This window comes from Mesorhizobium sp. B2-3-12 (assembly GCF_006442205.1).
In the GTDB taxonomy this organism is placed as follows: domain Bacteria; phylum Pseudomonadota; class Alphaproteobacteria; order Rhizobiales; family Rhizobiaceae; genus Mesorhizobium.
Genome location: NZ_VFVR01000001.1, coordinates 1 through 25762 on the forward strand (window position 1 = coordinate 1; position 25762 = coordinate 25762).

Genomic DNA, 25762 nt, shown 5'->3' on the forward strand with positions numbered 1-25762 from the left:
AAGGACGAAGGTGGCCGTCACACGCCGTTCTTCACCAACTACCGTCCGCAGTTCTACTTCCGCACGACCGACGTGACGGGCATCGTGTCGCTGCCGGAAGGCACCGAGATGGTGATGCCCGGCGACAACATCACGGTCGATGTCGAGCTGATCGTGCCGATCGCCATGGAAGAGAAGCTGCGCTTCGCCATCCGTGAAGGCGGCCGCACCGTCGGTGCCGGCATCGTCGTCACCATCAAAGAGTAATTTGGACTTAAACCGATCTGTCGCGGGCGCGGAAGTTGCCCGCGCCGCGCCAGAACAAGGAAGTGACGCATGAACGGACAGAATATCCGCATCCGCCTGAAGGCGTTTGATCACCGCGTGCTTGACGCCTCGACGAAGGAAATCGTGTCGACGGCCAAGCGCACCGGGGCAAACGTCCGCGGCCCCATTCCGCTGCCGACGCGGATCGAAAAGTTCACGGTCAACCGGTCGCCTCACGTCGACAAGAAGAGCCGCGAGCAGTTCGAGATGCGCACGCACAAGCGTCTGCTCGACATCGTCGATCCGACCCCGCAGACCGTCGATGCTTTGATGAAGCTCGATCTGGCCGCCGGTGTCGACGTCGAGATCAAGCTCTAAGGGAATGAGAGCGCGGTAAGGGGCGGTGCCCCTGGCCCGGAACTCTAAAGGAATTGAACCGATGCGTTCAGGTGTGATTGCAAAGAAGGTGGGAATGACCCGCATCTACAACGATGCCGGGGAACACGTTCCCGTCACCGTTCTCCAGATGGAGAACTGCCAGGTCGTGGCACAGCGCACGCAGGAGAAGAATGGCTATACCGCCGTTCAGCTCGGCGTTGGCCTGGCCAAGGTGAAGAACACGTCGAAGGCGATGCGCGGCCATTTCGCGACCGCTTCCGTTGAGCCGAAGGCGAAGCTCGCCGAGTTCCGCGTCTCCGCCGACAATCTGATCGATGTCGGCGCCGAGATCACCGTCGACCACTTTGTCGCCGGCCAGAAGGTCGATGTGACCGGCACGACGATCGGCAAGGGTTTCCAGGGCGTCATCAAGCGCCACCACATGGGTGGTGGCCGCGCGACGCACGGTAACTCGGTCTCGCACCGTACGCACGGTTCGACCGGCCAGCGTCAGGATCCGGGCAAGGTGTTCAAGGGCAAGCATATGGCTGGTCACATGGGCGATGTCAGGGTCACCACGCAGAATGTCGAGATCGTCTCGACCGACGCCGATCGCGGCCTGATCCTCATCCGCGGTGCGGTTCCCGGATCGAAGGGCGCCTGGATCCTGGTCCGCGACGCGGCCAAGGTGGCGCTGCCGGCCAACGCGCCGAAGCCCGCCGCGATCCGCGCTGTCGCGGCAGCTGCGAAGAACGAGGCTCCGGCCACAGAGGGAGCGGAATAATGGATCTCAAGATCACAACGCTCGGCGGTAAAGACGCCGGCAAGGTGGAACTTTCCGACGGAATTTTCGGCCTTGATCCGCGCGAGGACATCCTGCAGCGCGTCGTGCGCTGGCAGCTTGCCAAGAAGCAGCAGGGCACGCACAAGGCCAAGGGCCGCGCCGAAATCGCGCGCACCGGCGCCAAGATGTACAAGCAGAAGGGTACGGGCCGCGCCCGTCACCATTCGGCACGCGCTCCGCAGTTCCGCGGCGGCGGCAAGGCCCACGGCCCGGTCGTTCGCAGCCACGAGCACGACTTGCCGAAGAAGGTGCGCGCGCTGGGCTTGAAGCATGCTCTCTCGGCCAAGGCCAAGAGCGCGTCGATCATCATCATCGACGAACTGAAGCTGACCGAGGCCAAGACCAAGGCGCTGATCGCGAATTTCGCGACGCTGGGCCTGACCAACGCCCTGGTGATTGGCGGCGCCGAGCTTGACAAGAATTTCAAGCTGGCAGCCACCAACATCCCCAACATCGACGTGCTGCCCATACAGGGCATCAACGTCTACGACATTCTGCGCCGCGGCACGCTGGTCCTTTCGAAGGCCGCCGTCGAGGCTCTCGAGGAGCGCTTTAAATGACCGACCTTCGTCACTACGACGTGATCGTCTCGCCAGCGATCACCGAAAAGTCGACCATGGCCTCCGAGCAGAACCAGGTCGTCTTCAACGTCGCCAAGAAGGCGTCGAAGCCGGAAATCAAGGCCGCCGTCGAAGCGCTGTTCGGCGTCAAGGTGATGGCCGTGAACACGCTTGTCCGCAAGGGCAAGATCAAGCGCTTCCGCGGCACGATCGGCCGCCAGAGCGACGTCAAGAAGGCGATCGTGACGCTGGCCGACGGCCAGTCGATCGACGTCGCGACGGGTCTCTGAGCTAGGCCGCGAGGACAGGACAATGGCACTTAAAAAATTCAACCCGGTAACGCCGAGCACCCGTCAGCTGGTCATCGTCGACCGCTCGGGCCTCTACAAGGGCAAGCCCGTCAAGGGCCTGACCGAAGGCCTGACCAAGTCGGGCGGCCGCAACAATCACGGCCGCATCACGGCCCGCTTCATCGGCGGCGGTCACAAGCGTTCGTACCGCATCATCGACTTCAAGCGCCGCAAGTTCGACGTCGTCGGCACGGTCGAGCGCATTGAATACGATCCGAACCGCACCGCCTTCATCGCGCTCATCAAGTATGACGATGGCGAGCTGTCCTACATCATCGCCCCGCAGCGTCTTGCGGCCGGCGACAAGATCGTGGCTGGCGAAGCGGTCGACGTGAAGCCGGGCAATGCGATGCCGCTGGCCTCGATGCCTGTCGGCACGATCGTCCACAACATCGAGCTGAAGCCGGGCAAGGGCGCTCAGGTGGCCCGTTCGGCTGGCGGCTACGCCCAGCTCGTCGGCCGCGACCAGGGCATGGCGATCCTGCGCCTCAATTCGGGCGAGCAGCGTGTCGTCCACGGCTCCTGCATGGCCACCGTCGGCGCCGTGTCGAACCCCGACCACGGCAACATCAACGACGGCAAGGCCGGCCGCACGGTTTGGCGTGGCAAGCGCCCGCACAATCGCGGCGTGACCATGAACCCGGTCGACCACCCGCATGGCGGTGGTGAAGGCCGCACCTCCGGTGGCCGTCATCCGGTCAGCCCGTGGGGCAAGCCGACCAAGGGCAAGAAGACGCGGTCCAACAAGGCGACCGACAAGTTCATCCTGCGCTCGCGCCATCAGCGCAAGAGCTAAGAAGAGGTAACGCCAAGTGACTCGTTCTATTTGGAAAGGCCCCTTCATCGACGGCTACCTTCTCAAAAAGGTGGACAAGGTTCGTGAAGGCGGTCGCAATGAGGTGATCAAGATGTGGAGCCGTCGCTCCACCATCCTGCCGCAGTTCGTCGGCCTCACCTTCGGTGTCTACAACGGCCAGAAGCATGTTCCCGTCTCGGTGAACGAGGACATGGTCGGTCATAAGTTCGGTGAATTCGCTCCGACGCGGACCTATTACGGTCACGGCGCGGATAAGAAGGCGAAGAGGAAATAATCATGGGCAAGGCCAAAGCTCCGCGCAGGCTTGCTGACAACGAAGCGCGCGCCGTTCTGCGCACGATCCGTATCAGCCCGCAGAAGCTGAACCTGGTTGCCGCGCTGATCCGCGGCAAGAAGGTCGCGACAGCGCTTTCCGATCTCGAATTCTCGGCCAAGCGGATTTCCGGCACGGTCAAGAAGACGCTGGAATCGGCGATTGCCAACGCGGAAAACAACCACGACCTCGATGTCGATGCGCTGGTGGTGGCGGAAGCCTATGTCGGCAAGTCGATCGTCATGAAGCGGTTCCACGCTCGTGGCCGTGGTCGCGCCAGCCGCATCGAGAAGCCGTTCTCGCACCTCACGATCGTCGTTCGTGAAGTCGAAGAAAAAGGGGAGGCCGCATAATGGGCCAGAAAGTCAATCCGATCGGTCTTCGCCTCGGCATCAACCGCACCTGGGATTCGCGCTGGTTCGCGAACACCGGCGAGTACGGCAAGCTGCTGCATGAGGACATCAAGATCCGCAAGTATCTCGAGAAGGAGCTGAAGCAGGCCGCCATCTCGAAGGTCGTGATCGAGCGCCCGCACAAGAAGTGCCGCGTCACCATCCATGCCGCGCGCCCGGGTCTGATCATCGGCAAGAAGGGCGCCGACATCGAGAAGCTTCGCAAGAAGCTGATGGAGATGACGAAGTCCGAGACGCACCTCAACATCGTCGAAGTGCGCAAGCCCGAAATCGACGCGACCCTGGTCGCCCAGTCGATCGCCCAGCAGCTCGAGCGCCGTATCGCGTTCCGCCGCGCGATGAAGCGCGCCGTGCAGTCGGCGATGCGCCTGGGTGCCGAAGGCATCCGCATCAACTGCTCGGGCCGTCTTGGCGGCGCCGAAATCGCGCGCATGGAATGGTACCGCGAAGGCCGCGTGCCGCTGCACACGCTGCGCGCCGATGTCGACTACGGCACGGCCGAGGCGAACACGGCGTACGGTATCTGCGGCGTCAAGGTCTGGGTATTCAAGGGCGAGATCCTCGAGCACGACCCGATGGCTTCGGAACGTCGCGCCACCGAGGGTGATGCCGCGCATGGCGGTGGTGGTGATCGCGAACGCGGTCGTCGTCGCGAAAACGCCTGAGACATTTAGGAATTTGGAGTTAGAACGATGCTGCAGCCAAAGCGCACAAAGTTCCGTAAGCAGTTCAAGGGCCGTATCCATGGGGTCGCAAAGGGCGGCACCAACCTGGATTTCGGTGGTTTCGGGCTGAAGGCGCTTGAGCCGAACCGCGTCACCGCGCGTGAGATCGAGGCGGCCCGCCGCGCGATCACCCGCGAGATGAAGCGCGCCGGCCGCGTCTGGATCCGCATTTTCCCGGATCTGCCGGTCACCTCGAAGCCGACCGAAGTCCGCATGGGTAAGGGCAAGGGCGCGGTCGACTATTGGGCGGCGCGCGTCAAGCCGGGCCGCATCATGTTCGAGATCGACGGCGTCAATGAAGAAACCGCCCGTGAGGCTCTGCGTCTCGGCGCGGCCAAGCTCTCGGTCAGGACGCGCTTCGTACAGCGCATCGCAGAATAAGGACGGGCTGATCATGAAAGCCGAAGACATCCGGACCAAGACCCAGGACCAGCTGACCGACGATCTGGCCAGCCTGAAGAAGGAGCAGTTCAACCTGCGCTTCCAGAAGGCCACCGGTCAGCTCGAAAAGACCGCGCGCGTGAAGCAGGTCCGCAAGGACATCGCGCGCATCAAGACCATCGCCGCGGAAAAAGCCGCGGCCAAGAAGGGTTAAGACCATGCCAAAGCGCATTCTGCAGGGCACCGTCGTCAGCGACAAGAATGAGAAGACGGTCGTCGTCAAGGTCGAACGGCGCTTCACGCATCCCGTGATGAAGAAGACCGTGCGCATGACCAAGAAGTACAAGGCGCACGACGAGAACAACGCCCACAAGGTCGGCGATCAGGTGTTCATCCAGGAATCGAAGCCGATTTCCAAGGATAAGCGCTGGATCGTCGTGGCCTCGGACCAGGCGTAAACAAACGAATTTTGGACAGACCGGGGAGGGGCTTCGAGCCTGTCCCGTTAGAAAAGAAGAAGGCGGCCAGTCATGATTCAGATGCAAACAAACCTCGACGTGGCGGATAATTCCGGCGCGCGTCGTGTCATGTGCATCAAGGTGCTGGGCGGCTCGAAGCGGAAATATGCTTCCGTGGGCGACATCATCGTGGTGTCGATCAAGGAAGCCATTCCGCGCGGCCGCGTTAAGAAGGGCGATGTGATGAAGGCGGTCGTGGTTCGCACGGCCAAGGACATCCGCCGCCCGGACGGCAGCGTGATCCGTTTCGACAAGAACGCGGCCGTTCTTGTCGACAACAAGAAAGAGCCGATCGGCACGCGTATCTTCGGACCGGTTCCGCGCGAACTCCGCGCCAAGAACCACATGAAGATCATCTCGCTCGCGCCAGAAGTGCTGTAAGGAGCCGGACCAATGCAAAAGATTAGAAAAGGCGACAAGGTCGTCGTGCTGGCCGGCAAGGACAAGGGCCGTTCGGGCGAAGTCCTCTCGGTTCAGCCGAAGGATGACACCGCGCTGGTGCGTGGCGTCAACATGATCCGTCGTCACCAGAAGCAGTCCCAGTCCCAAGAGGGCGGGATCATCACCAAGGAAGCGCCGATCCAGCTGTCGAACATCGCGCTGGCCGATCCGAAGGATGGCAAGCCGACCCGCGTCGGTTTCATCTTCCAGAAGGACGGCAAGAAGGTGCGCGTCGCCAAGCGCTCGGGAGAAGTCATCAATGGCTAAGGCTGAAACCAAGCAGGCGGCTGCCACCAACGTGCCGCGTCTCAAGAAGGTCTACAACGAGACCATCCGCAAGGCGCTGCAGGAGCAGTTCGGCTACGACAACGACATGCAGGTTCCGCGCCTCGACAAGATCGTGCTGAACATGGGCGTCGGCGAAGCAACCGCCGATTCCAAGAAGCCGTCGGTCGCCGCCGAGGACCTGGCGATGATCGCCGGCCAGAAGGCCGTCGTCACCCGCGCCCGCAACTCGATCGCTGGCTTCAAGGTCCGCGAGAACATGCCGATCGGCGCCAAGGTCACGCTGCGCAAGGAACGCATGTACGAGTTCCTCGACCGCCTCGTGAACATCGCACTGCCGCGCGTCCGCGACTTCCGTGGACTGAACCCGAAGAGCTTTGACGGCCGTGGCAATTACGCCATGGGCATCAAGGAACACATCGTGTTCCCGGAGATCAACTACGACAAGGTTGATCAGGTCTGGGGCATGGACGTCATCGTTTGTACGACGGCGAAGACGGACGACGAAGCCAGGGCATTGCTCAAGGCTTTCAACTTCCCCTTCCGCCAGTAACGGCAGCGAGAAAAGGAAAAATCTGAAATGGCAAAGACCAGCTCAGTCGAGAAGAACAACAGGCGCCGCAAGCTTGCCGACCAGTACGGTCCCAAGCGCGCTGCCCTGAAGGCGATCATCATGGATCAGTCCAAGCCGATGGAGGAGCGCTTCCGCGCTCAGCTCAAGCTTGCTGCCCTGCCGCGCAACTCGGCCAAGATCCGCATCCGCAACCGCTGCGAAGTCACCGGCCGTCCGCGTGCCTACTATCGCAAGCTCAAAGTATCGCGCATCGCGCTTCGTGATCTCGGCAACAACGGCCAGATCCCGGGCCTGGTCAAGTCGAGCTGGTAAGGAGGACATAACATGTCATTGAGCGATCCTCTCGGCGATATGCTGACCCGCATCCGCAACGCCTATGGCCGCAAGAAGTCGAGTGTCTCGACCCCGGCCTCGCGTCTGCGCACCCGCGTCCTCGACGTGCTGAAGGCTGAAGGCTATATCCGCGATTACAGCCAGACCGACTTCGACAACGGCAAGTCCGAGATCGAAATCGAGCTGAAGTATTTCGACGGTGCTCCGGTCGTGCGCGAAATCGCCCGCGTTTCGAAGCCCGGCCGCCGCGTTTACGTTTCGGCCAAGTCGATCCCGCACGTCGCCAACGGCCTCGGCATCGCCATCCTTTCGACACCGAAGGGCGTGATGGCCGACCATGAAGCACGCGAACAGAACGTCGGCGGCGAGATCCTCTGCCAGATCTTCTGATCTGGCAGCTCACCGCAAATTGGAATCCGGTCTTCGGATCGTTCCGAAGACAGAGACCTGAAACAAGAGAAGTGACGAGGACAACCTGATGTCTCGTATTGGAAAGAAACCCGTTTCGCTGCCGCAGGGCGTGACCGCGACCGTCAACGGCCAGACCGTGACGGCGAAGGGCCCCAAGGGCGAGCTGAAGTTCGTCGTGAACGACGAAGTGCTGGTCAAGATGGAAGGCAGCGAGATCGCTGTCCAGCCGCGCGACCAGACCAAGACCGCCCGCTCCAAATGGGGCATGTCGCGCACGCAGATCGTCAACATCCTGCAGGGCGTCAAGGACGGCTTCGAGAAGAAGCTCGAGATCACCGGCGTCGGCTATCGCGCCGCCTTGCAGGGCAAGAACCTGCAGTTGGCCCTTGGCTTCAGCCATGATGTCGTCTACGAGACGCCGGCCGGCATCACGATCACTGTCCCGAAGCCGACGGAAATCACCGTTGCCGGCATCGACAAGCAGCAGGTCGGCCAGGTTGCCGCGGAGATCCGCGAATACCGTGGTCCCGAGCCTTACAAGGGCAAGGGCGTCCGCTACGCTGGCGAGAAGATCGTCCGCAAGGAAGGCAAGAAGAAGTAATCGGCTCGGTCCTGGGAAGTTACGGACTTTTCGGACAGGACCAAGCCACGGAAATGTAACGCCGCGGGGAGCGGTCGCGGGAGGCGCTTCGCCTACCGCATATGGCGGCCCCCGACTCTGAAGGCAAGGAAGACACCATGGGTACCAAGGAAGCCATCCAGCGCCGCGCGCAGCGCGTCCGCCGCCAGCTCAAGAAGGTCGCCGGCGAGCGCCCGCGTCTTTCGGTGCACCGCACGTCGAAGAACATCTACGTCCAGGTGATCGACGACGCCAAGGGCCACACCATCGCAGCCGCCTCGACGCTCGAGAAGGACCTCAAGGGTTCGCTCAAGACCGGCGCCGACACCGCCGCCGCCGCCGCGATCGGCAAGCTGATCGCCGAGCGCGCCACCAAGGCCGGCGTCAAGGAAGTCGTTTTCGACCGTGGCCCGTACATCTATCACGGCCGCGTCAAGGCGCTGGCCGAGGCTGCCCGCGAAGGCGGTCTGAGCTTCTGATTTTTCGCCGCTGATGACCCAAAGCGGCATCGGCAATCAGCAACCCGTGCTTCCGGAAAAGAACAAGGAACAGGATATGGCACAGGAACGTAGGGAAGGCGGCCGCGGCCGCGAGCGTGAAGAGCGCGATGACGGCATGGTGGACAAGCTCGTCCACATCAACCGCGTCGCCAAGGTCGTCAAGGGTGGCCGCCGCTTCGGCTTTGCCGCGCTCGTCGTTGTCGGCGACCAGAAGGGCCGTGTCGGCTTTGGTCACGGCAAGGCGCGCGAAGTGCCGGAAGCCATCCGCAAGGCAACCGAGTCCGCCAAGCGCGACATGATCTTCGTGCCGCTGCGCTCGGGCCGCACGCTGCACCACGACGTTGAGGGACGCTGGGGTGCGGGCCGCGTGCTGTTGCGCGCCGCCAAGCAGGGTACCGGCATCATCGCCGGCGGCCCGATGCGCGCCGTCTTCGAGACGCTCGGCATGCATGACGTGGTCGCCAAGTCGATGGGGTCGTCCAACCCCTACAACATGGTTCGCGCCACCTTCGACGCGCTGAAGAGCCAGATGCATCCCAAGGATGTGGCTGCCGCGCGCGGCATCAAGTATTCGACCCTTCAGGCCCGCCGCGGCACCGCCGTTGCGGCTGAAGAATAGTCGATCTGACCAGGGATTTTGACCATGGCCAAGAAAGCAACCAAGACCATCACCGTTGAGCAGATCGGTTCGCCGATCCGCCGCCCGAAGGAACAGCGCGCGACGCTGGTCGGCCTCGGCCTCAACAAGATGCACAAGCAGCGCACGCTGGAAGATACGCCCTCCGTGCGCGGCATGATCGCCGCCGTCCAGCATCTCGTCCGCGTCGTGGACGAGGGCTGAGCCAAAGCGCAGGAGAACCCAGATGAAACTCAATGATCTGCGTGACAAGGACGGCGCGACGCATTCCAAGAAGCGTCTCGGCCGTGGCATCGGCTCCGGCTCGGGCAAGACCGCCGGTCGCGGCGTCAAGGGCCAGAAGGCGCGCTCCGGCGTTGCCGTCAACGGCTTCGAGGGCGGCCAGATGCCGCTCTATCGGCGCCTGCCGAAACGTGGCTTCAACAACATCTTCGCCAAGAGCTTCGTCGTCGTCTCGCTGGCCCGTATCCAGCAAGCGGTCGACGCCAAGAAGCTTGATGCCAGGGCAACCGTGACGGCCGAGGCGCTTGTCGCCGCCGGCGTCATCCGTCGCGTCAAGGATGGCGTGCGCGTGCTGTCGGATGGCGAACTCAAGGCCAAGCTCGCCTTCGACGTCGCCGGCGCTTCCAAGGCCGCGATCGAGAAGATCGAGAAGGCCGGCGGTTCGGTGAAACTGCCTGAAGTGGCCGCCGCCGAGTAACGGCGATTTGAAGCGCGGTCGGGCAAGGATGACTTCGTTTTTGCCCTCGAAACGTGCTTCGATCTGATCAATTGGGCGGCCGCGTCAACGCGGCCGCTTGCATGTTTACAGCCCGGAGCTTATCTCGTGAGCTTCGGTGAAACGCGCCGCCTGACCTCACGGGCCATCAAGCGTTACCAAGCGGAGAATCAGGCATGGCTTCGGCTGCTGAACAACTAGCCTCGAATCTGAATTTCTCGGCCTTCGCCAAGGCGGAGGACCTCAAGAAACGCATCTGGTTCACCATCGGCGCCTTGCTCGTCTATCGTCTGGGCACCTACATCCCGCTTCCCGGCATCAATCCCGACGCTTTCGCCCAGGCCTTCTCCTCGCAGAGCAAGGGCGTGCTCGGCATGTTCAACATGTTCGCCGGCGGCGCCGTGCAGCGCATGGCCATCTTCGCGCTCGGCATCATGCCCTACATCTCCGCCTCCATCATCATGCAGCTGATGACCTCGGTCATCCCCTCGCTGGAAGCGCTGAAGAAGGAAGGCGAACAGGGCCGCAAGGTCATCAACCAGTACACGCGCTACGGCACCGTGCTTCTGGCGCTGGTGCAGGCCTATGGCATTTCGGTGGGCCTGGAGAACGGCAACGGCATCGTCAGCGATCCCGGCATGTTCTTCCGCATCTCGACCGTTGTCACCCTGGTCGGCGGCACCATGTTCCTGATGTGGCTCGGTGAGCAGATCACCGCGCGCGGCATCGGCAACGGCATTTCGCTGATCATCTTCTCCGGCATCGTCGCCGGCCTGCCGCATGCCATCTCCGGCACGCTGGAACTCGGCCGCACCGGTGCGCTGTCGACCGGCCTGATCCTGGCGATCATCGTTCTGGCCATCGTCGTTATCGCGCTCATCGTCTTCTTCGAGCGCGCCCAGCGCCGCCTGCTGATCCAGTATCCGAAGCGCCAGGTCGGCAACCGCATGTTCCAGGGCGACACCTCGCATTTGCCGCTCAAGCTCAACACGTCGGGCGTCATCCCGCCGATCTTCGCGTCGTCGCTGCTCCTGCTGCCGGCCACCATCGCCGGCTTCTCGCAGACGACCAACATGCCGGCCTGGGCCAGCACCATCCTGGCCTCGCTTGGCCACGGCCAGCCGCTCTACATGGCATTCTACGCGGCGATGATCGTGTTCTTCGCCTTCTTCTACACAGCGATTGTCTTCAACCCGAAGGACACCGCCGACCAGCTCAAGAAGCATTCGGGCTTCATCCCGGGCTATCGCCCGGGCGAGCGCACCGCCGATTATATCGATTACGTTCTCACCCGCATCACCGTCGTCGGCGCCATCTATCTGGTGCTGGTGTGCCTGCTGCCGGAGTTCCTGATCTCGGCGACTGGCGTACCATTCTACCTTGGTGGCACATCGCTTCTGATCGTGGTCAGTGTCACGCTCGATACGGTTGCGCAGATTCAGGGTCACCTGATCGCGCACCAGTATGAAGGCCTGATCAAGAAGTCGAAGCTGCGCGGGGGGAAGAAAGCCAGATGAGGTTGATTTTGCTTGGGCCGCCAGGGGCGGGCAAGGGGACACAAGCACAAAGACTGGTAGAAAAACACGGCATACCCCAGCTCTCGACGGGTGATATGTTGCGTGCCGCCGTCCAGGCCGGCACCGAGGTCGGCAAACGTGCCAAGGCGGTGATGGATGCCGGTGAACTGGTGTCCGATGCCATCGTCAACGCCATCGTCGCCGAACGGATCGATCAGGCGGACTGCGCCAAGGGGTTCATCCTCGACGGCTACCCACGCACGCTGGTGCAGGCCGATGCGGTTGAATCGATGCTTTCGGAGCGCGGCATTGGTCTCGACACGGTCATCGAACTCGTCGTCGACGACAGGGCGCTCGTCGGCCGTATCGTCAAGCGCGCCGAGGATGCCAAGGCGGCCGGCCAGCCGGTGCGCAAGGATGACAATCCCGCCGTGTTCGAAGAGCGCCTGCGGGAGTACTACAAGAAGACCGCGCCGCTGACCGGCTACTATTACGCCAAGGGCAGGCTCAAGACTGTCGACGGCATGGCCAGCATCGACGCGGTAACCGCCGAGATCGAGACCGTGCTCGCGGCGGCCACAAAGGCGCGGTAAGGGAATTTAAAGATTAAGCTTGACGGAGGCGGTTCGCTGCGGTATGGCGGCCCGTCTCCTATCAGATGCGCACTTTGCTTGTCCGCAAGGGCAAGGCAGTCGCTTTGAACTGGAAACTCCCGCAAGGGCCGGCCTCCACCGGACGCGGGGTAATTTGAACAGCGCCAGGATCTGCCTTGTTGAAGGTTGTCCGGTCCACATGGAGAAGAGAAGAACATGGCTCGTATAGCCGGCGTCAACATTCCGACCAACAAGCGCGTCGTCATCGCGCTTCAGTACATTCACGGCATTGGCAAGAAGTTCGCCCAGGAGATCGTCGACAAGGTCGGCATCCCGGCCGAGCGCCGCGTCAACCAGCTGACCGACGCGGAAGTGCTGCAGATCCGCGAGACCATCGATCGCGATTACCAGGTCGAAGGTGACCTGCGTCGTGAAGTGTCGATGAACATCAAGCGTCTTATGGACCTTGGCTGCTACCGCGGCCTGCGTCACCGCCGCTCGCTGCCGGTTCGCGGTCAGCGCACCCATACCAATGCACGTACCCGCAAGGGCCCGGCCAAGTCGATCGCCGGCAAGAAGAAGTAAGAGAGTGAGTAGCTGGTAGTGGGTAGTGAATTGCGGCGTTGATGCCTGCACTGTCACTACTCACTAATTCACTGCTCACTTTTCCAGGTGGAGCCGCTGGCATTACGGCGGTGTAGAGATCAACTGAAAGGACTACCATGGCCAAGGAAGCCGCACGTGTTCGCCGCCGCGAACGCAAGAACATTTCGTCGGGCGTTGCCCACGTCAATTCGACCTTCAACAACACGATGATCACCATCACCGACGCGCAGGGCAATTCGATCGCCTGGTCGTCGGCCGGTGCCCAGGGCTTTAAGGGTTCGCGCAAGTCGACCCCGTTCGCCGCCCAGATGGCCGCCGAGGACGTCGCCAAGAAGGCCCAGGAACACGGCATGCGCATGCTCGAAGTCGAGGTCTGCGGACCCGGCTCCGGTCGTGAATCGGCGCTGCGCGCCCTGCAGGCGGCCGGCTTCACCATCACCTCGATCCGTGATGTGACGCCGATCCCGCACAATGGCTGCCGCCCGCGCAAGAAGCGCCGCGTCTAATACTATCGAACGCCGCGTGAACGCCCCAAAGGCGTTCCTCCACGGTATTCCAGGTCGCCCGCCACGATTGGATGGTGGCGGGTCAACGGAAGGAAAGCATCATGATCCAGAAAAATTGGCAGGAACTGATCAAGCCGAACAAGATCGAGTTCTCGTCGAAGAAGAAGACGCTGACCACGCTGGTCGCCGAGCCGCTCGAGCGTGGTTTCGGCCTGACGCTCGGCAACGCGCTGCGCCGCGTGCTTCTGTCCTCGTTGCGCGGTGCGGCCGTCACCGCCGTTCAGATCGACGGGGTTCTGCATGAATTCTCGTCCATCGCCGGTGTGCGCGAGGACGTGACCGACATCGTCCTCAACATCAAGGAAATCGCCATCCGCATGGAAGGCGATGGCCCGAAGCGCATGGTCGTTCGCAAGCAGGGCCCGGGTGCGGTTCTGGCCGGCGACATCCAGACGGTTGGCGACGTCGAGATCCTCAACCCCGACCACGTCATCTGCACGCTGGACGAAGGCGCTGAAATCCGCATGGAATTCACCGTCGACACCGGCAAGGGCTACGTGCCGGCCGAGCGCAACCGCGCCGAGGACGCGCCGATTGGCCTGATCCCGGTCGACAGCCTCTATTCGCCGGTCAAGAAGGTCTCCTACAAGGTCGAGAACACCCGCGAGGGCCAGGTTCTCGACTATGACAAGCTGACCATGACCATCGAGACCGACGGTTCGATCTCGGGCGAGGACGCGGTGGCTTTCGCCGCCCGCATCCTGCAGGACCAGCTTGGCCTGTTCGTCAACTTCGACGAGCCGCAGAAGGAAGTCGCCGCCGAAGCCGTCACCGAGCTCGCCTTCAACCCGGCGCTGCTCAAGAAGGTCGACGAACTCGAGCTTTCGGTGCGTTCGGCCAACTGCCTGAAGAACGACAACATCGTCTATATCGGCGATCTGATCCAGAAGACCGAAGCCGAGATGCTGCGCACCCCGAACTTCGGCCGCAAGTCGCTGAACGAGATCAAGGAAGTGCTGGCGGCCATGGGCCTCCATCTCGGCATGGAAGTGCCGGACTGGCCGCCGGAAAACATCGAAGACCTCGCCAAGCGTTACGAAGACCAATATTGAGCATGAATTCCAAGGATCGGCGGCGTGGGCCGCCCGATCCGACGGTCATGCGGAAAACCATCAGGGGCCGCGGCCTCTTGGACAACTGAAGAAGGAAAAGAGCATGCGCCACGGTTTCAAAGGCCGCCGCTTCGCCCGCAGCATCAGCCATCGCAAGTCGATGTTCGCCAACCTCGCCGTGTCGCTGCTCGAGCACGAGCAGATCGTCACCACCTTGCCGAAGGCGAAGGACCTGCGTCCGATCGTCGAGAAGCTGGTGACGCTCGGCAAGCGCGGCGACCTGCACGCCCGCCGTCAGGTGATCGCCCAGATCGGCAATGAAGGCGTCGTCAAGCGCCTGTTCGACACCATCGCCCCGCGCTACGCCAACCGCAATGGCGGCTATCTGCGCATCATGAAGGCGGGCTTCCGTCACGGCGACAATGCCGCGATGGCGGTCATCGAATTCGTCGACCGCGACACCGACGCCAAGGGCGCCGGCGACCGCGCGCGCCTCGAGGCGGAAGGCACGGACGAAGCCGCGGCCGCATAAGGCTCGGGTTTCCACAAAGCGTTCAAAGGGGCCTGCGGGCCCCTTTTTCGTTGCCTTTCCGTGATCGGCTATCGAAGCAGATCCAGATAGTCCTGGCCGGTCAGCGAGCGCCAGTTGAAAGCCCCCGGCATCTCTTCCTTGGCAACCTGCGAGTATGAATAAATGCTGTCGACCTTAGTTCTAGAGTCGATTGCCCGAACAAGCTGGGACAGCGTTGATTCATTCAGATATTCAATCGCTTCTCGATCGCCAATGACCGCAGTGGCGACCTGGAAGTGAATCTGGATGCAGCCAGCGCAGATGTTCAGCAGGATATCGTCGCTTGCAGCTCCATAATAGACGGCTGTTTGCGTGGTGTCCCACAAACCTGCAGCAAGGAATTCCGACGGTTTCGTCTCGCCGCTAAATCCATCCAAAGACAACTTCAACTGTTCCGTCAGAGATTCAGATTTGCCTGTGAGTTGCGCAGCGCCCTCGATCTGAAGCCAGTTCATCTGGTATGGAGCGATGCTATTGAACGAAATCTCCAACGGGCCGAAGAACCAATAGACCGGGATAAGGTCGCCATCGTCGATATTCCAGCCGTCTGGTGAACCAAGTCTCTCGGCGACCTCAATCAGTTTCATGCCAGGCGTCACCGGCCCCAACTTGCCGGTGGCCAAAAAATCACGGAATGAAGCGAGCTGTTTTTTCATCAGGCCGAGGGGTTTCCGGTTTCAAGTTCAGTTGTAGCCGCTTTGCTGGTTAAAATAATCGGACTTCAGCGGCTTAGCCTTTCATTTTGCACATTCGTCGGGACAATGCGCCCGAACTCGCTTGGAGGATTCGCAATGCGCGCCAAAAGACTGTCCCTTGTTCTGCTCTGCGCCTTCATGGTGTTTGCAGCCGCACCGGCAGCCCGGCAGGCGCTGGCCGAGGACGCCGCCAAGCCCGCCGATCCAGGGCTCTCCGACGTGCTGACAGACCTGCTGCATGGCGTCGAAGGCGAGAACGCCACGTCAGGTCCGGACAAGCGCGTGCCGTTCGGCCGCGAGGAGGTCCAGCTTTCCTTCGCGCCCCTGGTCAAGCAGACGGCGCCCGCCGTGGTCAACGTCTATGCCTCCCAGACAGCCAAGGTCACATCGCCTTTCGATGGCGATCCGTTCTTCGAGGAATTCTTCGGCCGCGCGCAGCCGCGTGCGCAGTCATCGCTGGGCTCGGGCGTGCTGGTTGACCCAAGCGGTGTCATCGTCACCAATTTCCACGTCATCAAGAATGCCGACGAGGTCAAGGTGGCGACCGCCGACGGACGCGAATTCACCAGCAAGGTGATGCTGAAGGACGAGACGCTCGACCTTGCGGTGCTCAAGATCGAATCCGACAAGCCGTTCCCGGTCATCGCCATCGGCGATTCCGACGCGCTCGAGGTCGGCGACCTGGTGCTGGCCATCGGCAATCCGTTCGGCGTCGGCCAGACCACCACCAGCGGCATCGTTTCGGCCCTTGCGCGCAGCCATATCGGCGTTTCGGATTCGGGCTATTTCATCCAGACGGACGCCGCCATCAATCCAGGCAATTCCGGTGGCGCGCTGATCAACATGGGCGGCCAGCTTGTCGGCATCAATACCGCCATCTACAGCCGCAGCGGCGGTTCGATCGGCATTGGTTTCGCCATCCCCGCCAACATGGTGCGGGCGTTCGCCGATGCGGCCAAGGCCGGCCTCGATTTCTTCGAGCGGCCCTATATCGGCGCCGAGTTCGAGGCGGTGACGCCGCAGATCGCCGAATCGCTCGGCATGGAAAAGCCGACCGGGGCGCTGGTGTCGTCGGTCGAAGCGACAGGTCCCGCCGGTAAAGCCGGACTGAAGCCCGGCGATGTCGTGCTGCAGGTCAATGGCAAGGGGGTCGAAAGCATCGAAGCGCTCGACTATCGGATGGCGACGCTGTCGATCGGCACCAAGGCGAATTTCGCGATCCTGACAAAGGGACAGCAGGCGGCGATGGACATCGCCCTGGAACGTGCGCCGGAAGGTGCGAAAGCCTCGGAAGTGACGCTGCATGGCCGCAGCCCGTTCTCGGGCGCCAAGGTGTCGGAACTGTCGCCGCGGCTGGCCCAGAAGCTCGGCCTGCGCACCGATCTCAAGGGCGTGACGGTGATCGACATCAACCGTGATTCGCCGGCCGCCGATTTCGGCTTCCAGCCGGGCGACATCGTGCGCGAGGTCAACGGCACCAGCATCGACACCGCCGCGACGCTGGCGCAGGTTGCCCAGCAGGATACGCGCTGGTGGCGCTTTACCGTCGAACGCGGCGGGCAGATACTGCGCCAGGTGTTGCGTTACTGAGTTCAATCCAGAGGGACCGTGCTCCAACCGGATGACATCCCCAAGCTGAAGACATAGATGGCCGATCTGTTCAGCGTTGACGAACCGGAGAAGGTGCCGCCCGGGCGGCCGCTGGCCGACAGGTTGCGGCCGAAAAATCTTGGCGAGGTCGTCGGCCAGGAGCATCTGACGGGACCAGATGGCGCGCTGACCCGGCTGATCGGTTCCGGTTCGCTGGGATCGATGATCTTCTGGGGGCCGCCAGGCACCGGCAAGACCACGGTGGCAAGGTTGCTTGCCGGCGAAACCAGCCTTGCTTTCGAGCAGATATCGGCGGTGTTCTCAGGCGTCGCCGACCTCAAGAAAGTGTTCGAAGCAGCAAAGCTGCGCCGCGCCAACGGCCGCCAGACGCTGCTCTTCGTCGATGAGATCCATCGTTTCAACCGTGCCCAGCAGGATTCTTTCCTCCCCGTCATGGAGGATGGAACGGTCGTCCTGGTCGGCGCCACGACCGAAAACCCATCCTTCGAACTCAACGCGGCCTTGTTGTCGCGCGCGCGGGTCATGGTTTTTCATTCGCTCGGCGAAGACAGCATCGCCAAGCTGATGACGCGCGCGGAGGAAACCGAGGGCAGGGCGCTTCCGCTCGACGACGAAGCGCGCACGATGCTCATTCGCATGAGCGATGGCGACGGACGCGCCTCCCTGACGCTGGCCGAGGAAGTCTGGCGCGCGGCCAAACCTGGCGAGATATTCGATCCCGAAGGGCTGCAGCGCATCGTCCAGCGCCGCGCGCCGATCTACGACAAGGGCCAGGACGGCCACTACAATCTGATCTCGGCGCTGCACAAGTCGGTGCGCGGCTCGGATCCCGATGCCGCGCTCTACTATCTCGCGCGCATGTTCGACGCCGGCGAGGATCCGCTCTATCTCGGCCGCCGGCTGGTGCGCATGGCGATGGAGGACATCGGCCTTGCCGATCCGCAGGCGCTGGTCGTCGCCAACGCCGCCAAGGACGCGTACGATTATCTGGGATCCCCGGAGGGCGAACTCGCCTTCGCCGAGGCCACCGTCTACCTCGCCACGGCACCCAAATCCAACGCCGTCTATACCGCCTTCAAGGCAGCCACGCGGGCCGCGAAGGAACATGGCTCGCTGCTGCCTCCGAAGCACATCCTCAATGCGCCGACCAAGCTGATGAAGGAAGAGGATTACGGCGCCGGCTATCGCTACGATCATGACGAGCCGGACGCCTTTTCGGGGCAGGACTATTTTCCGGAGAAGATGGGCCGCCAGACCTTTTATGATCCGCCTGAGCGCGGTTTCGAACGCGATATCAGGAAGCGGCTCGACTACTGGGCAAAGCTGCGCAAAGAGCGGGAATAGTCGGCTTGCGGAGCCCGGTGGCCTTGGCGGTGCGAAACGAGGCCTCGCCCTGGGGCATTTCCACTTCGGTTCTCCTGCACGCACTGCTCGCCGCCACGGTCATGTTGATACCAGTGCCGAAACCTCCGATCCGGCCCGAGGAGGAGCGCGTCTCGGTAGATATCCTGACGCAACAGCAGTTCGAGGCTTCGACAAGACAGCCTTCACCGCCCGCCGAAGCGGCGCCCAGCGCGCCCATGCCCGAGGCGCCGGCTCCGACGCCAAGCGCTCCCCAGTCTCCCGCCGCGCCCGCCATGATTCGTCCGACGCGGATGTTGTCGGCCAAGACGCTCGCCGATCCGCGTAGCAGGCAAGCCCGCGCCGATCTCGAGACCTTCGCGTCCGACGAGCGCATGGTGCAGCTTTGCAATCTGGAAGCCATGGATCAGATCCGCCAATGGCGCGCGGATTTCCAGCCGGAGCGCGTGGTGCCCTACGCAACCGCCGAGGAAAAAATCACAGGCACGACGGTCGCCGCTGCTGGCGCGGCTTTTCGCAGCCGTAAAAACTGGTACAGTCTGAAGTTCAAATGCCAGCTCGCGCAGGACGGCGAAAGCGTCATTGGCTTTGAATTCCTGGTCGGCGATCCCGTGGCCAGGGACAAATGGGACGAGCTTGGCTTGCCGGCAGTGCATTGACTGCCCGGCGGGCTCCACCAGGCAGCCAGCCCGGCCAGACACCATGGCCGTTGTGCGGTGACCCAAAAAACCTTATCAAGGCGCACGGTCGGGCGGTGGCCGTTGCCATGATTTGGGCACCTCATTCGCAACAGGATCGCGCTTCGCGCGTGGAAAAATGACAAAAACCCTTCGCAAATCCCTTCGCAAATTCGCCATTGCCATCCCGCTTCTCGCCCTTGGCTTCTATTTCATTCCGATCCTGACGACGATCTTCATCGTCTGTGGCCTGATCGACGTGCTGCGCAACCAAAGGAAGGATCTGGCGCTATTCAGCGGCTATTTCCTTGGCAATGGGCTCTTCACTTGGTTGCTCTCACCCTTCAACCTGCTGGTCGATCTCCTGTGCTACAGGAACCCCGGCGTGTGGAAGCTGGAGCAGTTTCCCGCCGATTATCAGGGTGAGGTCAACGAGGTCCTGGATGTCTTCAAGGCGCGCAAGGACGAGATCATCGCCGACATCGACGCCAATTTCGGCACCGGCCGCCGCGGCATGTATGTCTATCAATGGTACGGCAAGCACCGGATCGACAACGTCGCTGAATTCAACAAGGATTTCAAATACATCAAGACCATTGCCGTTTCGGTTTTCAGGGGCAAGGAATCGACCTCCTGGCATTTCGGGCCGCTACGGCTCAGCCTGCGCATTCTCTACAATCTGCTGCCCGTAAAGGCGGAGGTTTTCGTCGAGTGCAACAACGCCAGGAACTACTGGCATGACAATCCGCTCTACATTTTCGACGACACGCTGCTGCACCGCTCGGTCAACGAGTATGATGGCCGCCGCTACTGCGTGTTCATGGACATTATCAGGCCGTCGCCATTCCCGGGCCTGATCGCAGGCATGCTTGCGGTTGTTTCGGTGAGCGTCGAGCGCATCAACTCGATGTTCTACAAGAACTGGAAGATGATTGGCTCCTCCAAGCCAAAGAAGGTCGAAACCACCTGAGGTAAAAGCTGTCATGCTGCCGGCGCCGCCGGCAGCATTCTGGCGCGCTTTGCCTGGCGCGTCATTTCCCTCGCACGTCGCCACTATGCCTGCGACGGCTTTCCGGTCGCGTCGTCAATGATTGTGGTGACAATGCATTAAAGTATGCACCTTATGATGATTATGCGAATTTGACGTTATATTCTGAGAGGCGAATATTATTCGCGGTATCGCTAATGCTCTCGCTTGATCGGTTGAGTCTCTTTTCCTCGGTGGCTTGGGTGGAAAGTTCCAGAAATTTTAGATTTTGGTTCGCGCTTTACATTTGTAGCGCGTTGCTGTGCGTAGCCATTACCGCGGCGTATATAAATCTGGAAGATCCCGTTTATTATTGGGATTTCGACGCCTATTTCAAGGCATTCAACCAGCAAGGCGAATTTCTGGTCCAGGAGCCGGTTCAATGGCTGCGTCAGTTGAGGGCGTCCATCAAGGCGGATGATTACAGTGTGGCGGCTCTGGCGCCGCTGATGCCGTTTCACATATTCTTTGGCGGCTCGAGGCTTTCATACGTCGCGGCGATAGTCGTGGTCTATTTGGTCCCCACGGCGCTCTTTGTGGGAAGACTGAGCTATCTGGAGGCTATAGCCGAAACGCGCTCGTCGCAAAGCTGGCTCGCCGTGTTGATTGCGGCCCTTCTGTACACGCCGTTCTGGGCCGCGACACTTCGTGGGATGCCCGATGTCGGTGGTTCCTTGGCGCTTGTCGCGGCGACCTATTTTTTCTGGAAATCAAAATTCCTCACCCGCGAGCCCGTGGTCAGTGGCATACGCGTCGGGGCATATGTCTGGTTGGCATTCATGCTGCGCCGCTGGTACGCATATTCCGCCGTCGCGCTCGCGATTTCCGCGGTCTTCTTTTGTCTGTTGCGGATCGCAAAAGACCGAGACTTCGCCGCGCTCAGGAATGCGGTCTTGGGGGGCATGTGTGCGCTTGCCGTTATCGCCGGAGCCGCATGGATTTTCCAGGCGCCCCTCATACTCAAGATCCTGGGGACCAACTACGGTGACCTCTACGCCGGATACAAGACCGACTTGCTCTCGCAACTTGGCCAAGTAGGAGCCAGGATCAGTTTTGCGAACTGGTCACTCGTAGCGTTGGGCCTTTATTTTTCAATAGTACGCCGCAACCACTTTGCCTTATTTTGCGCCGTCGCCTCTGCACTGACTTTTTTCCTTTTTACCCGAACGCAGGATCCAGATCGCCATCACTCAATACCGATATTTCTTTGGCTTTTTCCCGCATATGCCCAAGCAATCGTTGCAATCGTTTCGATGCCGGCATCGAGGTCGCGATGGTCGGTTGCCGCCATTGCCGTCTTGGCTGGATGTGCATTTTTGGGCACTTTCTTTCCGGTTGGGCGTCAGGCGCTGGCTCCGATCAGTTACGTCTTTGCCAGGGAAGCCACACTTCCTCTGCACCTGGACAATCAGCCGGAGTATCGTCGCCTTATCGGCGACCTTCTCGGCAGGATGGGCCCTGAGGATCGTTTTTCCGTATTTGCGTCCGATTTGGTCATGAACGACTGGATGTTGGTCGGCATGGATGGCGATCTGTCCGCTCACATCGAGTGGACTTGCCAAGTTGACAGCCGCGACAGATTCGGACCGAGAGCGTTGAAATCCCGATATGCCGTCGTGACCGATCCGCCTGTGGTGCATCTGCAGGCGGGAGCGCAGCTCTGCATAACGATCCCCGACCAGCAGATACTCGCAGGCACGGGTATCGGCGCCGCATACAGGCGCATTGGCGCATATCGGTTGTCCGGAGGCTTCAACGGTTACCTTTATGAGCAGGTTCGCCCGGTCAGCGCGGCTGAGGTCGATGCTCTCTACGGCGAGTTCAGGAAAAAATATCCGGACTGGGCGACGCCTGACTGGTGACAGCCGCGCGGCTGGCCGCCCCCTGCTAGCCGCAGCGTCGCCGTTAGCACCATCGTCCTATAGCGCCATGGCGGCGTGGAAGCACACCGATCTCATCATTGAGGTGGTGCCGGGCATTGACGTGGTGCTAGGCAGGGGCGGCATGTTCTCGCTCGACAATGGCCGCGAAAGGCGGTTCCTGACGCGGTCGACGGTACGCGGTCGACCGTCCGTCCCATCTCCGGGGCGGCGTCACCGGCTTCAAGGGATTGACGCCGGCGCCTTCGCAGAGGCAGTAACGGCTATGTTCAATCTGCTTCTTGTCGTTGTCGGTGGCGGCCTTGGTGCCGGCATCCGCTATTTGACCAATATGGGTGCGCTGCGCCTCGTCGGCCCCAACTATCCCTGGGGCACGATGGCGATCAACATCATCGGCTCCTTTGCCATGGGGCTGTTCATCGCCACCCTGGCGCGCCGCAGCGGATCGAACGAGCTCAGACTCTTCGTCGCCACCGGCATCTTCGGCGGCTTCACCACTTTCTCGGCCTTTTCGCTCGACTTCGCGACACTGTGGGAGCGGGGCGCCACGCTGCCGGCGTTTGGCTATGCGCTTGCAAGCGTCATTGGCGCGATCATTGCCCTGTTTCTGGGACTTTGGCTCGCAAGAAGCCTGCCATAAAGCACGCCATGGCATGCTTTATGGTTTTGGGCGGCGTGCATTAGTGCTATTGCCGCGCCAAACGCAGCAGGCCAAGAGCCCTGCTCGGGAAACGGATAAGCGAAAAAGACATGGCAGGCGTTGAACAGATCACGGTGGAGGCCGGCGAGGCGGGCATGCGGCTCGATCGTTGGTTCAAGACCCATTTTCCGGGACTTGGCTTCGGCCACCTGCAGAAACTGCTGCGCTCCGGCCAGATCCGTGTCGATGGCGGTCGGGTCAAGGCCGACACCCGTGTCGAGCCTGGCCAGATGGTGCGCGTTCCGCCGCTCGAGGTGGACAAGAAGGGCGAGAGCGCGCTTACCGGCCACTCGATCCGCAACCAGGGCGACGCCGATGTACTCGCCAAGATGCTGATCCACGAGGACCCGAAGGTCTTCGTCTTCAACAAGCCGGCCGGCCTCGCCGTTCAGGGCGGTTCCGGCGTCACGCGCAATGTCGACGACATGCTGGAAGCCTGGCGCAACCAGAAGGGCGAGAAGCCGCGGCTGGTGCATCGCCTCGACCGTGACACGTCGGGCGTGCTGGTCGTCGCCCGCACCCGGCTGGCCGCCATGAAGCTGTCGGAAGCGTTTCGCGCTCGTGAAACCAAGAAGACGTACTGGGCACTGGTCAAGGGCGTGCCGCCCAAGCGCGAGGACAAGATCTCGACCTGGCTGATCAAGGAGCCGACGCCCGACGGCGACCGCGTGCGCATTGCCGCGCATGGCGAAAAGGGTGCCGACCACGCGGTCTCTTACTACCGTATCATCGAGCAGGCGGCGCAGACGATGACCTGGCTGGAGATGGAGCCCTATACGGGCCGCACCCACCAGCTTCGCGTCCATGCCGCCTATATTGGCTGCCCGATCATCGGCGACCCGAAATACTTCGAGGCCGACACCAACTGGGATTTTCCCGGCGGCATTCAAAACCGCCTGCATCTGCACGCGCGCCGCATCATTATCCCGCATCCCGACAAGGGCGTCATCGACGTCACCGCGCCGATGCCGCCGCATATGCGCCAGAGCTGGAACCTGATCGGCTTCGACGACGCCAGCGCGGAGGATTGACCGTGAGCGGCGCCGCCGACGCGCTCGATCGGCGCGACACAATCGATATGGCCGCCGCCGCCATCATGGTCGGTCTGACCTTTTCCTGGGGGCTGAACTACGTTGCCGCCAAGATTTCCTACGCCGGCTACGACCCCGTTTTCCTGTCGATCGCGCGCTCGATCATCGGTGGGCTCTGTGTTTTTCTCTGGTGCCGCTGGCGCGGCATAGCGCTGTTCGCGCACGACGGCACATTGCTTGCCGGCATCGCGGTCGGCGTGCTGTTCGGCATCGAATTCCTCTGTCTTTACGTCGGCCTGGAGCACACGACGGTTGCCCGCAACACGCTGCTCGTCAACTCGATGCCGTTCTGGATGCTGATTGGCGGTCACTTTCTGCTCGGCGAGCAGATCACCATGCGCAAGTTCCTTGGCCTGCTATTGGCCTTCGCGGGGCTTGCCGCCGTCTTTTCCGATAAACTCGGCGGGGGTGGTGACATGTTGTTCGGCGACCTGCTGAGCCTGGGCTCCGGATTCTTCTGGGCCCTGACAAATATCCTCATCAAGCGCTCGAAACTGGTCGAGGCAAGTGCGGAGAAGCTGCTGCTCTACCAACTCGCCGGCGCGGCGATCGTTGGCGTGCTGGTGTTACCTCTCGCCGGTCCGCCGGTCCGCGATCCCTCCTTGCTGCCGACACTGGCGCTGCTTTTCCAGGCGATCTACATCGTCGCTTTCACCTACGTACTGTGGTTCTGGCTGCTGCGCCGCTATCCCGCCTCCGGCTTGTCCAGTTTCACCTTCCTGTCGCCGGTTTTCGGTGTTTTGTGCGGGGCGATCATCTTGAACGAGCCGCTGACCATTCGCATTTTCCTGGCACTTGGGTTGATTGCGGCGGGCCTGATCATCGTCAACCGGCCGGCGCGCAAGCTGACGCCGGTTTGAAAGAGATTTTTATGCGCGATATCCTCAACGACCTCGAAGCGGGCAAATATCTCTCCGACCCGGATCCGGTGCGTCGCGCCCAGATCCAGATGAAGACGCCGCTTCCCAAGCGCTTCTACAAGGAGGTGTCGGTCGCGCCGGTGGAAGGTGGCTTTGCCGTCCATCTCGATGGCAAGCCTGTGCGCACCCCGGGCAAGGCACTGCTGGCGCTGCCGACTGAGGCGGCCGCGGCGCTGGTCGCCGACGAGTTCGCGCAGCAGGGCGAGACGATCAATCCGGTGACGATGCCGGTGATGCGGCTGGCCAACACCGCCATTGACGGCGTCGCAACCGACCCGCAGGCCGTGCTCGAAGACGTACTGCGCTTTGCCTCGTCGGATATGCTCTGCTATCGCGCCGACGCCCCGCAAGGGCTGGTCGAGCGGCAGAACGAGCAGTGGGATCCCGTCATCGACTGGGCCCGCGCCTCGCTTGGGGTTCGCTTCAACCTTGCCGAGGGTATCATCCATGTCGAGCAGCCGCGCGAAACCCTTGCCGTGCTGGGCAGCCATCTGGCGCAGCGCTCCGAGCCGCTGCGCCTGGCCGCCATTCATGTCATGACGTCGCTGACCGGCTCCGCACTGCTGGCGCTCGCCGTCGATTTCGGCGCGCTCGACGGCGAGGAGGCCTGGGCCGCCGGCCATGTCGACGAGGATTGGCAGATCGCGCAGTGGGGACAGGACGCCGAAGCCGTCGCGCGCCGCGCCGCCCGCAAACGCGACATGATGGCCGCCGTCAGTCTGCTTGAAGCGCTGCGGGCCTGAGCGCGACGCCCGCCTTCGCACTGCACCTAATACGAAAGTCATAATCCCATCGTCGCGGTGCCTTTCCCCGGCGCTTTCTGCCATTTTT

At 61.9% G+C, this 25762-nt stretch carries 37 protein-coding genes and 1 pseudogene; 37 read left to right on the plus strand and 1 reads right to left on the minus strand.

Annotated features, from left to right (window positions below):
- The 28 genes and pseudogenes from tuf to rplQ all read left to right on the plus strand — a co-directional run.
- Positions 1 to 246: pseudogene (tuf, locus tag FJ948_RS00005) on the plus strand (elongation factor Tu); the annotation flags it as partial.
- A 69-nt stretch (positions 247 to 315) separates the two neighbouring features.
- Complete coding sequence (rpsJ, locus tag FJ948_RS00010; protein WP_010909272.1) at positions 316 to 624, plus strand: 30S ribosomal protein S10; 309 nt, start codon at positions 316 to 318, stop codon at positions 622 to 624.
- Positions 625 to 685: 61 nt separating this feature from the next.
- Positions 686 to 1408: a 50S ribosomal protein L3 gene (rplC, locus tag FJ948_RS00015; protein ID WP_140701045.1), complete on the plus strand. Its 723-nt coding sequence runs from the start codon at positions 686 to 688 to the stop codon at positions 1406 to 1408.
- Positions 1408 to 2028 carry a 50S ribosomal protein L4 gene (gene rplD / locus FJ948_RS00020; protein WP_140701047.1) on the plus strand — a complete coding sequence of 207 codons (621 nt, stop codon included), beginning with the start codon at positions 1408 to 1410 and terminating at the stop codon, positions 2026 to 2028. The genes rplC and rplD overlap by 1 nt, the downstream gene beginning before the upstream one ends.
- Entirely contained in the window at positions 2025 to 2318 is a 294-nt protein-coding gene (locus FJ948_RS00025) for a 50S ribosomal protein L23 (RefSeq protein ID WP_010909275.1), read from the plus strand. Before rplD ends, FJ948_RS00025 begins: the two co-directional genes overlap by 4 nt.
- 22 nt (positions 2319 to 2340) lie before the next feature.
- On the plus strand, positions 2341 to 3174 hold the full coding sequence (gene rplB / locus FJ948_RS00030) for a 50S ribosomal protein L2 (RefSeq protein ID WP_013895698.1): 834 nt from the start codon (positions 2341 to 2343) through the stop codon (positions 3172 to 3174).
- Between the two features lie 16 nt (positions 3175 to 3190).
- Entirely contained in the window at positions 3191 to 3469 is a 279-nt protein-coding gene (gene rpsS, locus FJ948_RS00035; protein WP_015317982.1) for a 30S ribosomal protein S19, read from the plus strand.
- A 2-nt stretch (positions 3470 to 3471) separates the two neighbouring features.
- Positions 3472 to 3861 (plus strand): 50S ribosomal protein L22, encoded by a 390-nt coding sequence (gene rplV, locus FJ948_RS00040; RefSeq protein ID WP_010909277.1) that lies wholly within the window; start codon positions 3472 to 3474, stop codon positions 3859 to 3861.
- On the plus strand, positions 3861 to 4586 hold the full coding sequence (gene rpsC / locus FJ948_RS00045; RefSeq protein ID WP_010909278.1) for a 30S ribosomal protein S3: 726 nt from the start codon (positions 3861 to 3863) through the stop codon (positions 4584 to 4586). Before rplV ends, rpsC begins: the two co-directional genes overlap by 1 nt.
- Positions 4587 to 4613: 27 nt before the next feature.
- Positions 4614 to 5027: a 50S ribosomal protein L16 gene (rplP, locus tag FJ948_RS00050; protein ID WP_140701049.1), complete on the plus strand. Its 414-nt coding sequence runs from the start codon at positions 4614 to 4616 to the stop codon at positions 5025 to 5027.
- Between the two features lie 13 nt (positions 5028 to 5040).
- Complete coding sequence (rpmC, locus tag FJ948_RS00055; RefSeq protein ID WP_140701052.1) at positions 5041 to 5241, plus strand: 50S ribosomal protein L29; 201 nt, start codon at positions 5041 to 5043, stop codon at positions 5239 to 5241.
- 4 nt (positions 5242 to 5245) lie between these two features.
- Positions 5246 to 5485, plus strand: a complete 240-nt coding sequence (gene rpsQ, locus FJ948_RS00060) for a 30S ribosomal protein S17 (RefSeq protein ID WP_006205458.1) — start codon at positions 5246 to 5248, stop codon at positions 5483 to 5485.
- A gap of 72 nt (positions 5486 to 5557) precedes the next feature.
- Positions 5558 to 5926, plus strand: a complete 369-nt coding sequence (rplN, locus tag FJ948_RS00065) for a 50S ribosomal protein L14 (protein WP_006205457.1) — start codon at positions 5558 to 5560, stop codon at positions 5924 to 5926.
- A gap of 12 nt (positions 5927 to 5938) precedes the next feature.
- Positions 5939 to 6253 carry a 50S ribosomal protein L24 gene (rplX, locus tag FJ948_RS00070; RefSeq protein WP_006205456.1) on the plus strand — a complete coding sequence of 105 codons (315 nt, stop codon included), beginning with the start codon at positions 5939 to 5941 and terminating at the stop codon, positions 6251 to 6253.
- Positions 6246 to 6824 carry a 50S ribosomal protein L5 gene (gene rplE / locus FJ948_RS00075; protein WP_140701054.1) on the plus strand — a complete coding sequence of 193 codons (579 nt, stop codon included), beginning with the start codon at positions 6246 to 6248 and terminating at the stop codon, positions 6822 to 6824. Before rplX ends, rplE begins: the two co-directional genes overlap by 8 nt.
- Positions 6825 to 6851: 27 nt before the next feature.
- A complete protein-coding gene (gene rpsN / locus FJ948_RS00080; protein ID WP_010909282.1) occupies positions 6852 to 7157 on the plus strand; it encodes a 30S ribosomal protein S14 in 306 nt (101 codons plus the stop codon).
- A 12-nt stretch (positions 7158 to 7169) separates the two neighbouring features.
- Complete coding sequence (gene rpsH, locus FJ948_RS00085) at positions 7170 to 7568, plus strand: 30S ribosomal protein S8 (RefSeq protein ID WP_006205453.1); 399 nt, start codon at positions 7170 to 7172, stop codon at positions 7566 to 7568.
- Between the two features lie 88 nt (positions 7569 to 7656).
- Positions 7657 to 8190 carry a 50S ribosomal protein L6 gene (gene rplF, locus FJ948_RS00090; RefSeq protein WP_013895694.1) on the plus strand — a complete coding sequence of 178 codons (534 nt, stop codon included), beginning with the start codon at positions 7657 to 7659 and terminating at the stop codon, positions 8188 to 8190.
- A gap of 137 nt (positions 8191 to 8327) precedes the next feature.
- Positions 8328 to 8687 carry a 50S ribosomal protein L18 gene (gene rplR / locus FJ948_RS00095; RefSeq protein WP_140701056.1) on the plus strand — a complete coding sequence of 120 codons (360 nt, stop codon included), beginning with the start codon at positions 8328 to 8330 and terminating at the stop codon, positions 8685 to 8687.
- Between the two features lie 76 nt (positions 8688 to 8763).
- Complete coding sequence (rpsE, locus tag FJ948_RS00100; RefSeq protein WP_032933400.1) at positions 8764 to 9327, plus strand: 30S ribosomal protein S5; 564 nt, start codon at positions 8764 to 8766, stop codon at positions 9325 to 9327.
- A gap of 24 nt (positions 9328 to 9351) precedes the next feature.
- Complete coding sequence (gene rpmD, locus FJ948_RS00105) at positions 9352 to 9549, plus strand: 50S ribosomal protein L30 (RefSeq protein ID WP_006205449.1); 198 nt, start codon at positions 9352 to 9354, stop codon at positions 9547 to 9549.
- A 22-nt stretch (positions 9550 to 9571) separates the two neighbouring features.
- Complete coding sequence (gene rplO, locus FJ948_RS00110; protein WP_140701058.1) at positions 9572 to 10045, plus strand: 50S ribosomal protein L15; 474 nt, start codon at positions 9572 to 9574, stop codon at positions 10043 to 10045.
- A gap of 194 nt (positions 10046 to 10239) precedes the next feature.
- Entirely contained in the window at positions 10240 to 11580 is a 1341-nt protein-coding gene (gene secY / locus FJ948_RS00115) for a preprotein translocase subunit SecY (protein ID WP_013895692.1), read from the plus strand.
- The gene (locus FJ948_RS00120; protein ID WP_140701060.1) at positions 11577 to 12173 is read left to right on the plus strand and encodes an adenylate kinase; all 597 of its coding nucleotides are present in this window, start codon (positions 11577 to 11579) and stop codon (positions 12171 to 12173) included. Before secY ends, FJ948_RS00120 begins: the two co-directional genes overlap by 4 nt.
- A gap of 216 nt (positions 12174 to 12389) precedes the next feature.
- On the plus strand, positions 12390 to 12758 hold the full coding sequence (rpsM, locus tag FJ948_RS00125; RefSeq protein ID WP_006205445.1) for a 30S ribosomal protein S13: 369 nt from the start codon (positions 12390 to 12392) through the stop codon (positions 12756 to 12758).
- A gap of 137 nt (positions 12759 to 12895) precedes the next feature.
- Positions 12896 to 13285: a 30S ribosomal protein S11 gene (gene rpsK / locus FJ948_RS00130; protein ID WP_006205444.1), complete on the plus strand. Its 390-nt coding sequence runs from the start codon at positions 12896 to 12898 to the stop codon at positions 13283 to 13285.
- A 101-nt stretch (positions 13286 to 13386) separates the two neighbouring features.
- The gene (locus FJ948_RS00135; RefSeq protein ID WP_006205443.1) at positions 13387 to 14397 is read left to right on the plus strand and encodes a DNA-directed RNA polymerase subunit alpha; all 1011 of its coding nucleotides are present in this window, start codon (positions 13387 to 13389) and stop codon (positions 14395 to 14397) included.
- A gap of 103 nt (positions 14398 to 14500) precedes the next feature.
- Positions 14501 to 14929, plus strand: a complete 429-nt coding sequence (gene rplQ, locus FJ948_RS00140; RefSeq protein ID WP_140701062.1) for a 50S ribosomal protein L17 — start codon at positions 14501 to 14503, stop codon at positions 14927 to 14929.
- 68 nt (positions 14930 to 14997) lie between these two features.
- Here rplQ and FJ948_RS00145 read toward each other — a convergent pair whose 3' ends face one another.
- Complete coding sequence (locus tag FJ948_RS00145; protein ID WP_140701064.1) at positions 14998 to 15624, minus strand: hypothetical protein; 627 nt, start codon at positions 15622 to 15624, stop codon at positions 14998 to 15000.
- A gap of 135 nt (positions 15625 to 15759) precedes the next feature.
- Between FJ948_RS00145 and FJ948_RS00150 the strand changes: the two genes are divergently transcribed.
- The 9 genes from FJ948_RS00150 (at position 15760) to FJ948_RS00190 (ending at position 25674) form a co-directional block, all read left to right on the plus strand.
- Positions 15760 to 17253 carry a DegQ family serine endoprotease gene (locus FJ948_RS00150; RefSeq protein WP_140701066.1) on the plus strand — a complete coding sequence of 498 codons (1494 nt, stop codon included), beginning with the start codon at positions 15760 to 15762 and terminating at the stop codon, positions 17251 to 17253.
- 57 nt (positions 17254 to 17310) lie between these two features.
- Positions 17311 to 18618: a replication-associated recombination protein A gene (locus tag FJ948_RS00155; protein WP_140701068.1), complete on the plus strand. Its 1308-nt coding sequence runs from the start codon at positions 17311 to 17313 to the stop codon at positions 18616 to 18618.
- Between the two features lie 236 nt (positions 18619 to 18854).
- Positions 18855 to 19295, plus strand: a complete 441-nt coding sequence (locus FJ948_RS00160) for a DUF930 domain-containing protein (RefSeq protein WP_246677429.1) — start codon at positions 18855 to 18857, stop codon at positions 19293 to 19295.
- A 157-nt stretch (positions 19296 to 19452) separates the two neighbouring features.
- On the plus strand, positions 19453 to 20283 hold the full coding sequence (locus FJ948_RS00165) for an aspartyl/asparaginyl beta-hydroxylase domain-containing protein (RefSeq protein ID WP_140701070.1): 831 nt from the start codon (positions 19453 to 19455) through the stop codon (positions 20281 to 20283).
- Positions 20284 to 20498: 215 nt separating this feature from the next.
- Positions 20499 to 22202 (plus strand): hypothetical protein, encoded by a 1704-nt coding sequence (locus tag FJ948_RS00170; protein WP_246677430.1) that lies wholly within the window; start codon positions 20499 to 20501, stop codon positions 22200 to 22202.
- A 283-nt stretch (positions 22203 to 22485) separates the two neighbouring features.
- Positions 22486 to 22860, plus strand: a complete 375-nt coding sequence (gene crcB / locus FJ948_RS30475; protein WP_246677431.1) for a fluoride efflux transporter CrcB — start codon at positions 22486 to 22488, stop codon at positions 22858 to 22860.
- A gap of 110 nt (positions 22861 to 22970) precedes the next feature.
- Positions 22971 to 23951, plus strand: a complete 981-nt coding sequence (locus tag FJ948_RS00180) for an RluA family pseudouridine synthase (RefSeq protein ID WP_095091656.1) — start codon at positions 22971 to 22973, stop codon at positions 23949 to 23951.
- A gap of 47 nt (positions 23952 to 23998) precedes the next feature.
- Positions 23999 to 24871 carry a DMT family transporter gene (locus FJ948_RS00185; RefSeq protein ID WP_181173561.1) on the plus strand — a complete coding sequence of 291 codons (873 nt, stop codon included), beginning with the start codon at positions 23999 to 24001 and terminating at the stop codon, positions 24869 to 24871.
- Between the two features lie 11 nt (positions 24872 to 24882).
- Positions 24883 to 25674, plus strand: a complete 792-nt coding sequence (locus tag FJ948_RS00190) for an ATP12 family chaperone protein (protein ID WP_140701075.1) — start codon at positions 24883 to 24885, stop codon at positions 25672 to 25674.
- Positions 25675 to 25762 lie beyond the last annotated feature (88 nt).

Excerpts from the sequence above, each read along its gene's own strand:
- rplN (WP_006205457.1), top strand. The coding sequence starts at position 5,558 with ATGATTCAGATGCAAACAAACCTCGACGTGGCGGATAATTCCGGCGCG.
- FJ948_RS00170 (WP_246677430.1), top strand. The coding sequence starts at position 20,499 with ATGCTCTCGCTTGATCGGTTGAGTCTCTTTTCCTCGGTGGCTTGGGTG.
- FJ948_RS00160 (WP_246677429.1), top strand. The coding sequence starts at position 18,855 with ATGCCCGAGGCGCCGGCTCCGACGCCAAGCGCTCCCCAGTCTCCCGCC.
- FJ948_RS00180 (WP_095091656.1), top strand. The coding sequence starts at position 22,971 with ATGGCAGGCGTTGAACAGATCACGGTGGAGGCCGGCGAGGCGGGCATG.
- rplC (WP_140701045.1), top strand. The coding sequence starts at position 686 with ATGCGTTCAGGTGTGATTGCAAAGAAGGTGGGAATGACCCGCATCTAC.
- rplP (WP_140701049.1), top strand. The coding sequence starts at position 4,614 with ATGCTGCAGCCAAAGCGCACAAAGTTCCGTAAGCAGTTCAAGGGCCGT.
- rpsQ (WP_006205458.1), top strand. The coding sequence starts at position 5,246 with ATGCCAAAGCGCATTCTGCAGGGCACCGTCGTCAGCGACAAGAATGAG.
- FJ948_RS00025 (WP_010909275.1), top strand. The coding sequence starts at position 2,025 with ATGACCGACCTTCGTCACTACGACGTGATCGTCTCGCCAGCGATCACC.
- rplQ (WP_140701062.1), top strand. The coding sequence starts at position 14,501 with ATGCGCCACGGTTTCAAAGGCCGCCGCTTCGCCCGCAGCATCAGCCAT.
- rplB (WP_013895698.1), top strand. The coding sequence starts at position 2,341 with ATGGCACTTAAAAAATTCAACCCGGTAACGCCGAGCACCCGTCAGCTG.
- rpsK (WP_006205444.1), top strand. The coding sequence starts at position 12,896 with ATGGCCAAGGAAGCCGCACGTGTTCGCCGCCGCGAACGCAAGAACATT.
- FJ948_RS00145 (WP_140701064.1), bottom strand. The coding sequence starts at position 15,624 with ATGAAAAAACAGCTCGCTTCATTCCGTGATTTTTTGGCCACCGGCAAG.
- FJ948_RS00190 (WP_140701075.1), top strand. The coding sequence starts at position 24,883 with ATGCGCGATATCCTCAACGACCTCGAAGCGGGCAAATATCTCTCCGAC.
- secY (WP_013895692.1), top strand. The coding sequence starts at position 10,240 with ATGGCTTCGGCTGCTGAACAACTAGCCTCGAATCTGAATTTCTCGGCC.
- rplX (WP_006205456.1), top strand. The coding sequence starts at position 5,939 with ATGCAAAAGATTAGAAAAGGCGACAAGGTCGTCGTGCTGGCCGGCAAG.
- rpsH (WP_006205453.1), top strand. The coding sequence starts at position 7,170 with ATGTCATTGAGCGATCCTCTCGGCGATATGCTGACCCGCATCCGCAAC.
- FJ948_RS00165 (WP_140701070.1), top strand. The coding sequence starts at position 19,453 with ATGACAAAAACCCTTCGCAAATCCCTTCGCAAATTCGCCATTGCCATC.
- rpmD (WP_006205449.1), top strand. The coding sequence starts at position 9,352 with ATGGCCAAGAAAGCAACCAAGACCATCACCGTTGAGCAGATCGGTTCG.
- rplO (WP_140701058.1), top strand. The coding sequence starts at position 9,572 with ATGAAACTCAATGATCTGCGTGACAAGGACGGCGCGACGCATTCCAAG.
- FJ948_RS00150 (WP_140701066.1), top strand. The coding sequence starts at position 15,760 with ATGCGCGCCAAAAGACTGTCCCTTGTTCTGCTCTGCGCCTTCATGGTG.
- crcB (WP_246677431.1), top strand. The coding sequence starts at position 22,486 with ATGTTCAATCTGCTTCTTGTCGTTGTCGGTGGCGGCCTTGGTGCCGGC.
- rpmC (WP_140701052.1), top strand. The coding sequence starts at position 5,041 with ATGAAAGCCGAAGACATCCGGACCAAGACCCAGGACCAGCTGACCGAC.
- rpsN (WP_010909282.1), top strand. The coding sequence starts at position 6,852 with ATGGCAAAGACCAGCTCAGTCGAGAAGAACAACAGGCGCCGCAAGCTT.
- FJ948_RS00185 (WP_181173561.1), top strand. The coding sequence starts at position 23,999 with ATGGCCGCCGCCGCCATCATGGTCGGTCTGACCTTTTCCTGGGGGCTG.
- FJ948_RS00155 (WP_140701068.1), top strand. The coding sequence starts at position 17,311 with ATGGCCGATCTGTTCAGCGTTGACGAACCGGAGAAGGTGCCGCCCGGG.
- rpsC (WP_010909278.1), top strand. The coding sequence starts at position 3,861 with ATGGGCCAGAAAGTCAATCCGATCGGTCTTCGCCTCGGCATCAACCGC.
- rplE (WP_140701054.1), top strand. The coding sequence starts at position 6,246 with ATGGCTAAGGCTGAAACCAAGCAGGCGGCTGCCACCAACGTGCCGCGT.
- rpsE (WP_032933400.1), top strand. The coding sequence starts at position 8,764 with ATGGCACAGGAACGTAGGGAAGGCGGCCGCGGCCGCGAGCGTGAAGAG.
- rplF (WP_013895694.1), top strand. The coding sequence starts at position 7,657 with ATGTCTCGTATTGGAAAGAAACCCGTTTCGCTGCCGCAGGGCGTGACC.
- rpsJ (WP_010909272.1), top strand. The coding sequence starts at position 316 with ATGAACGGACAGAATATCCGCATCCGCCTGAAGGCGTTTGATCACCGC.
- rpsM (WP_006205445.1), top strand. The coding sequence starts at position 12,390 with ATGGCTCGTATAGCCGGCGTCAACATTCCGACCAACAAGCGCGTCGTC.
- rplD (WP_140701047.1), top strand. The coding sequence starts at position 1,408 with ATGGATCTCAAGATCACAACGCTCGGCGGTAAAGACGCCGGCAAGGTG.
- rplV (WP_010909277.1), top strand. The coding sequence starts at position 3,472 with ATGGGCAAGGCCAAAGCTCCGCGCAGGCTTGCTGACAACGAAGCGCGC.
- rplR (WP_140701056.1), top strand. The coding sequence starts at position 8,328 with ATGGGTACCAAGGAAGCCATCCAGCGCCGCGCGCAGCGCGTCCGCCGC.
- FJ948_RS00120 (WP_140701060.1), top strand. The coding sequence starts at position 11,577 with ATGAGGTTGATTTTGCTTGGGCCGCCAGGGGCGGGCAAGGGGACACAA.
- FJ948_RS00135 (WP_006205443.1), top strand. The coding sequence starts at position 13,387 with ATGATCCAGAAAAATTGGCAGGAACTGATCAAGCCGAACAAGATCGAG.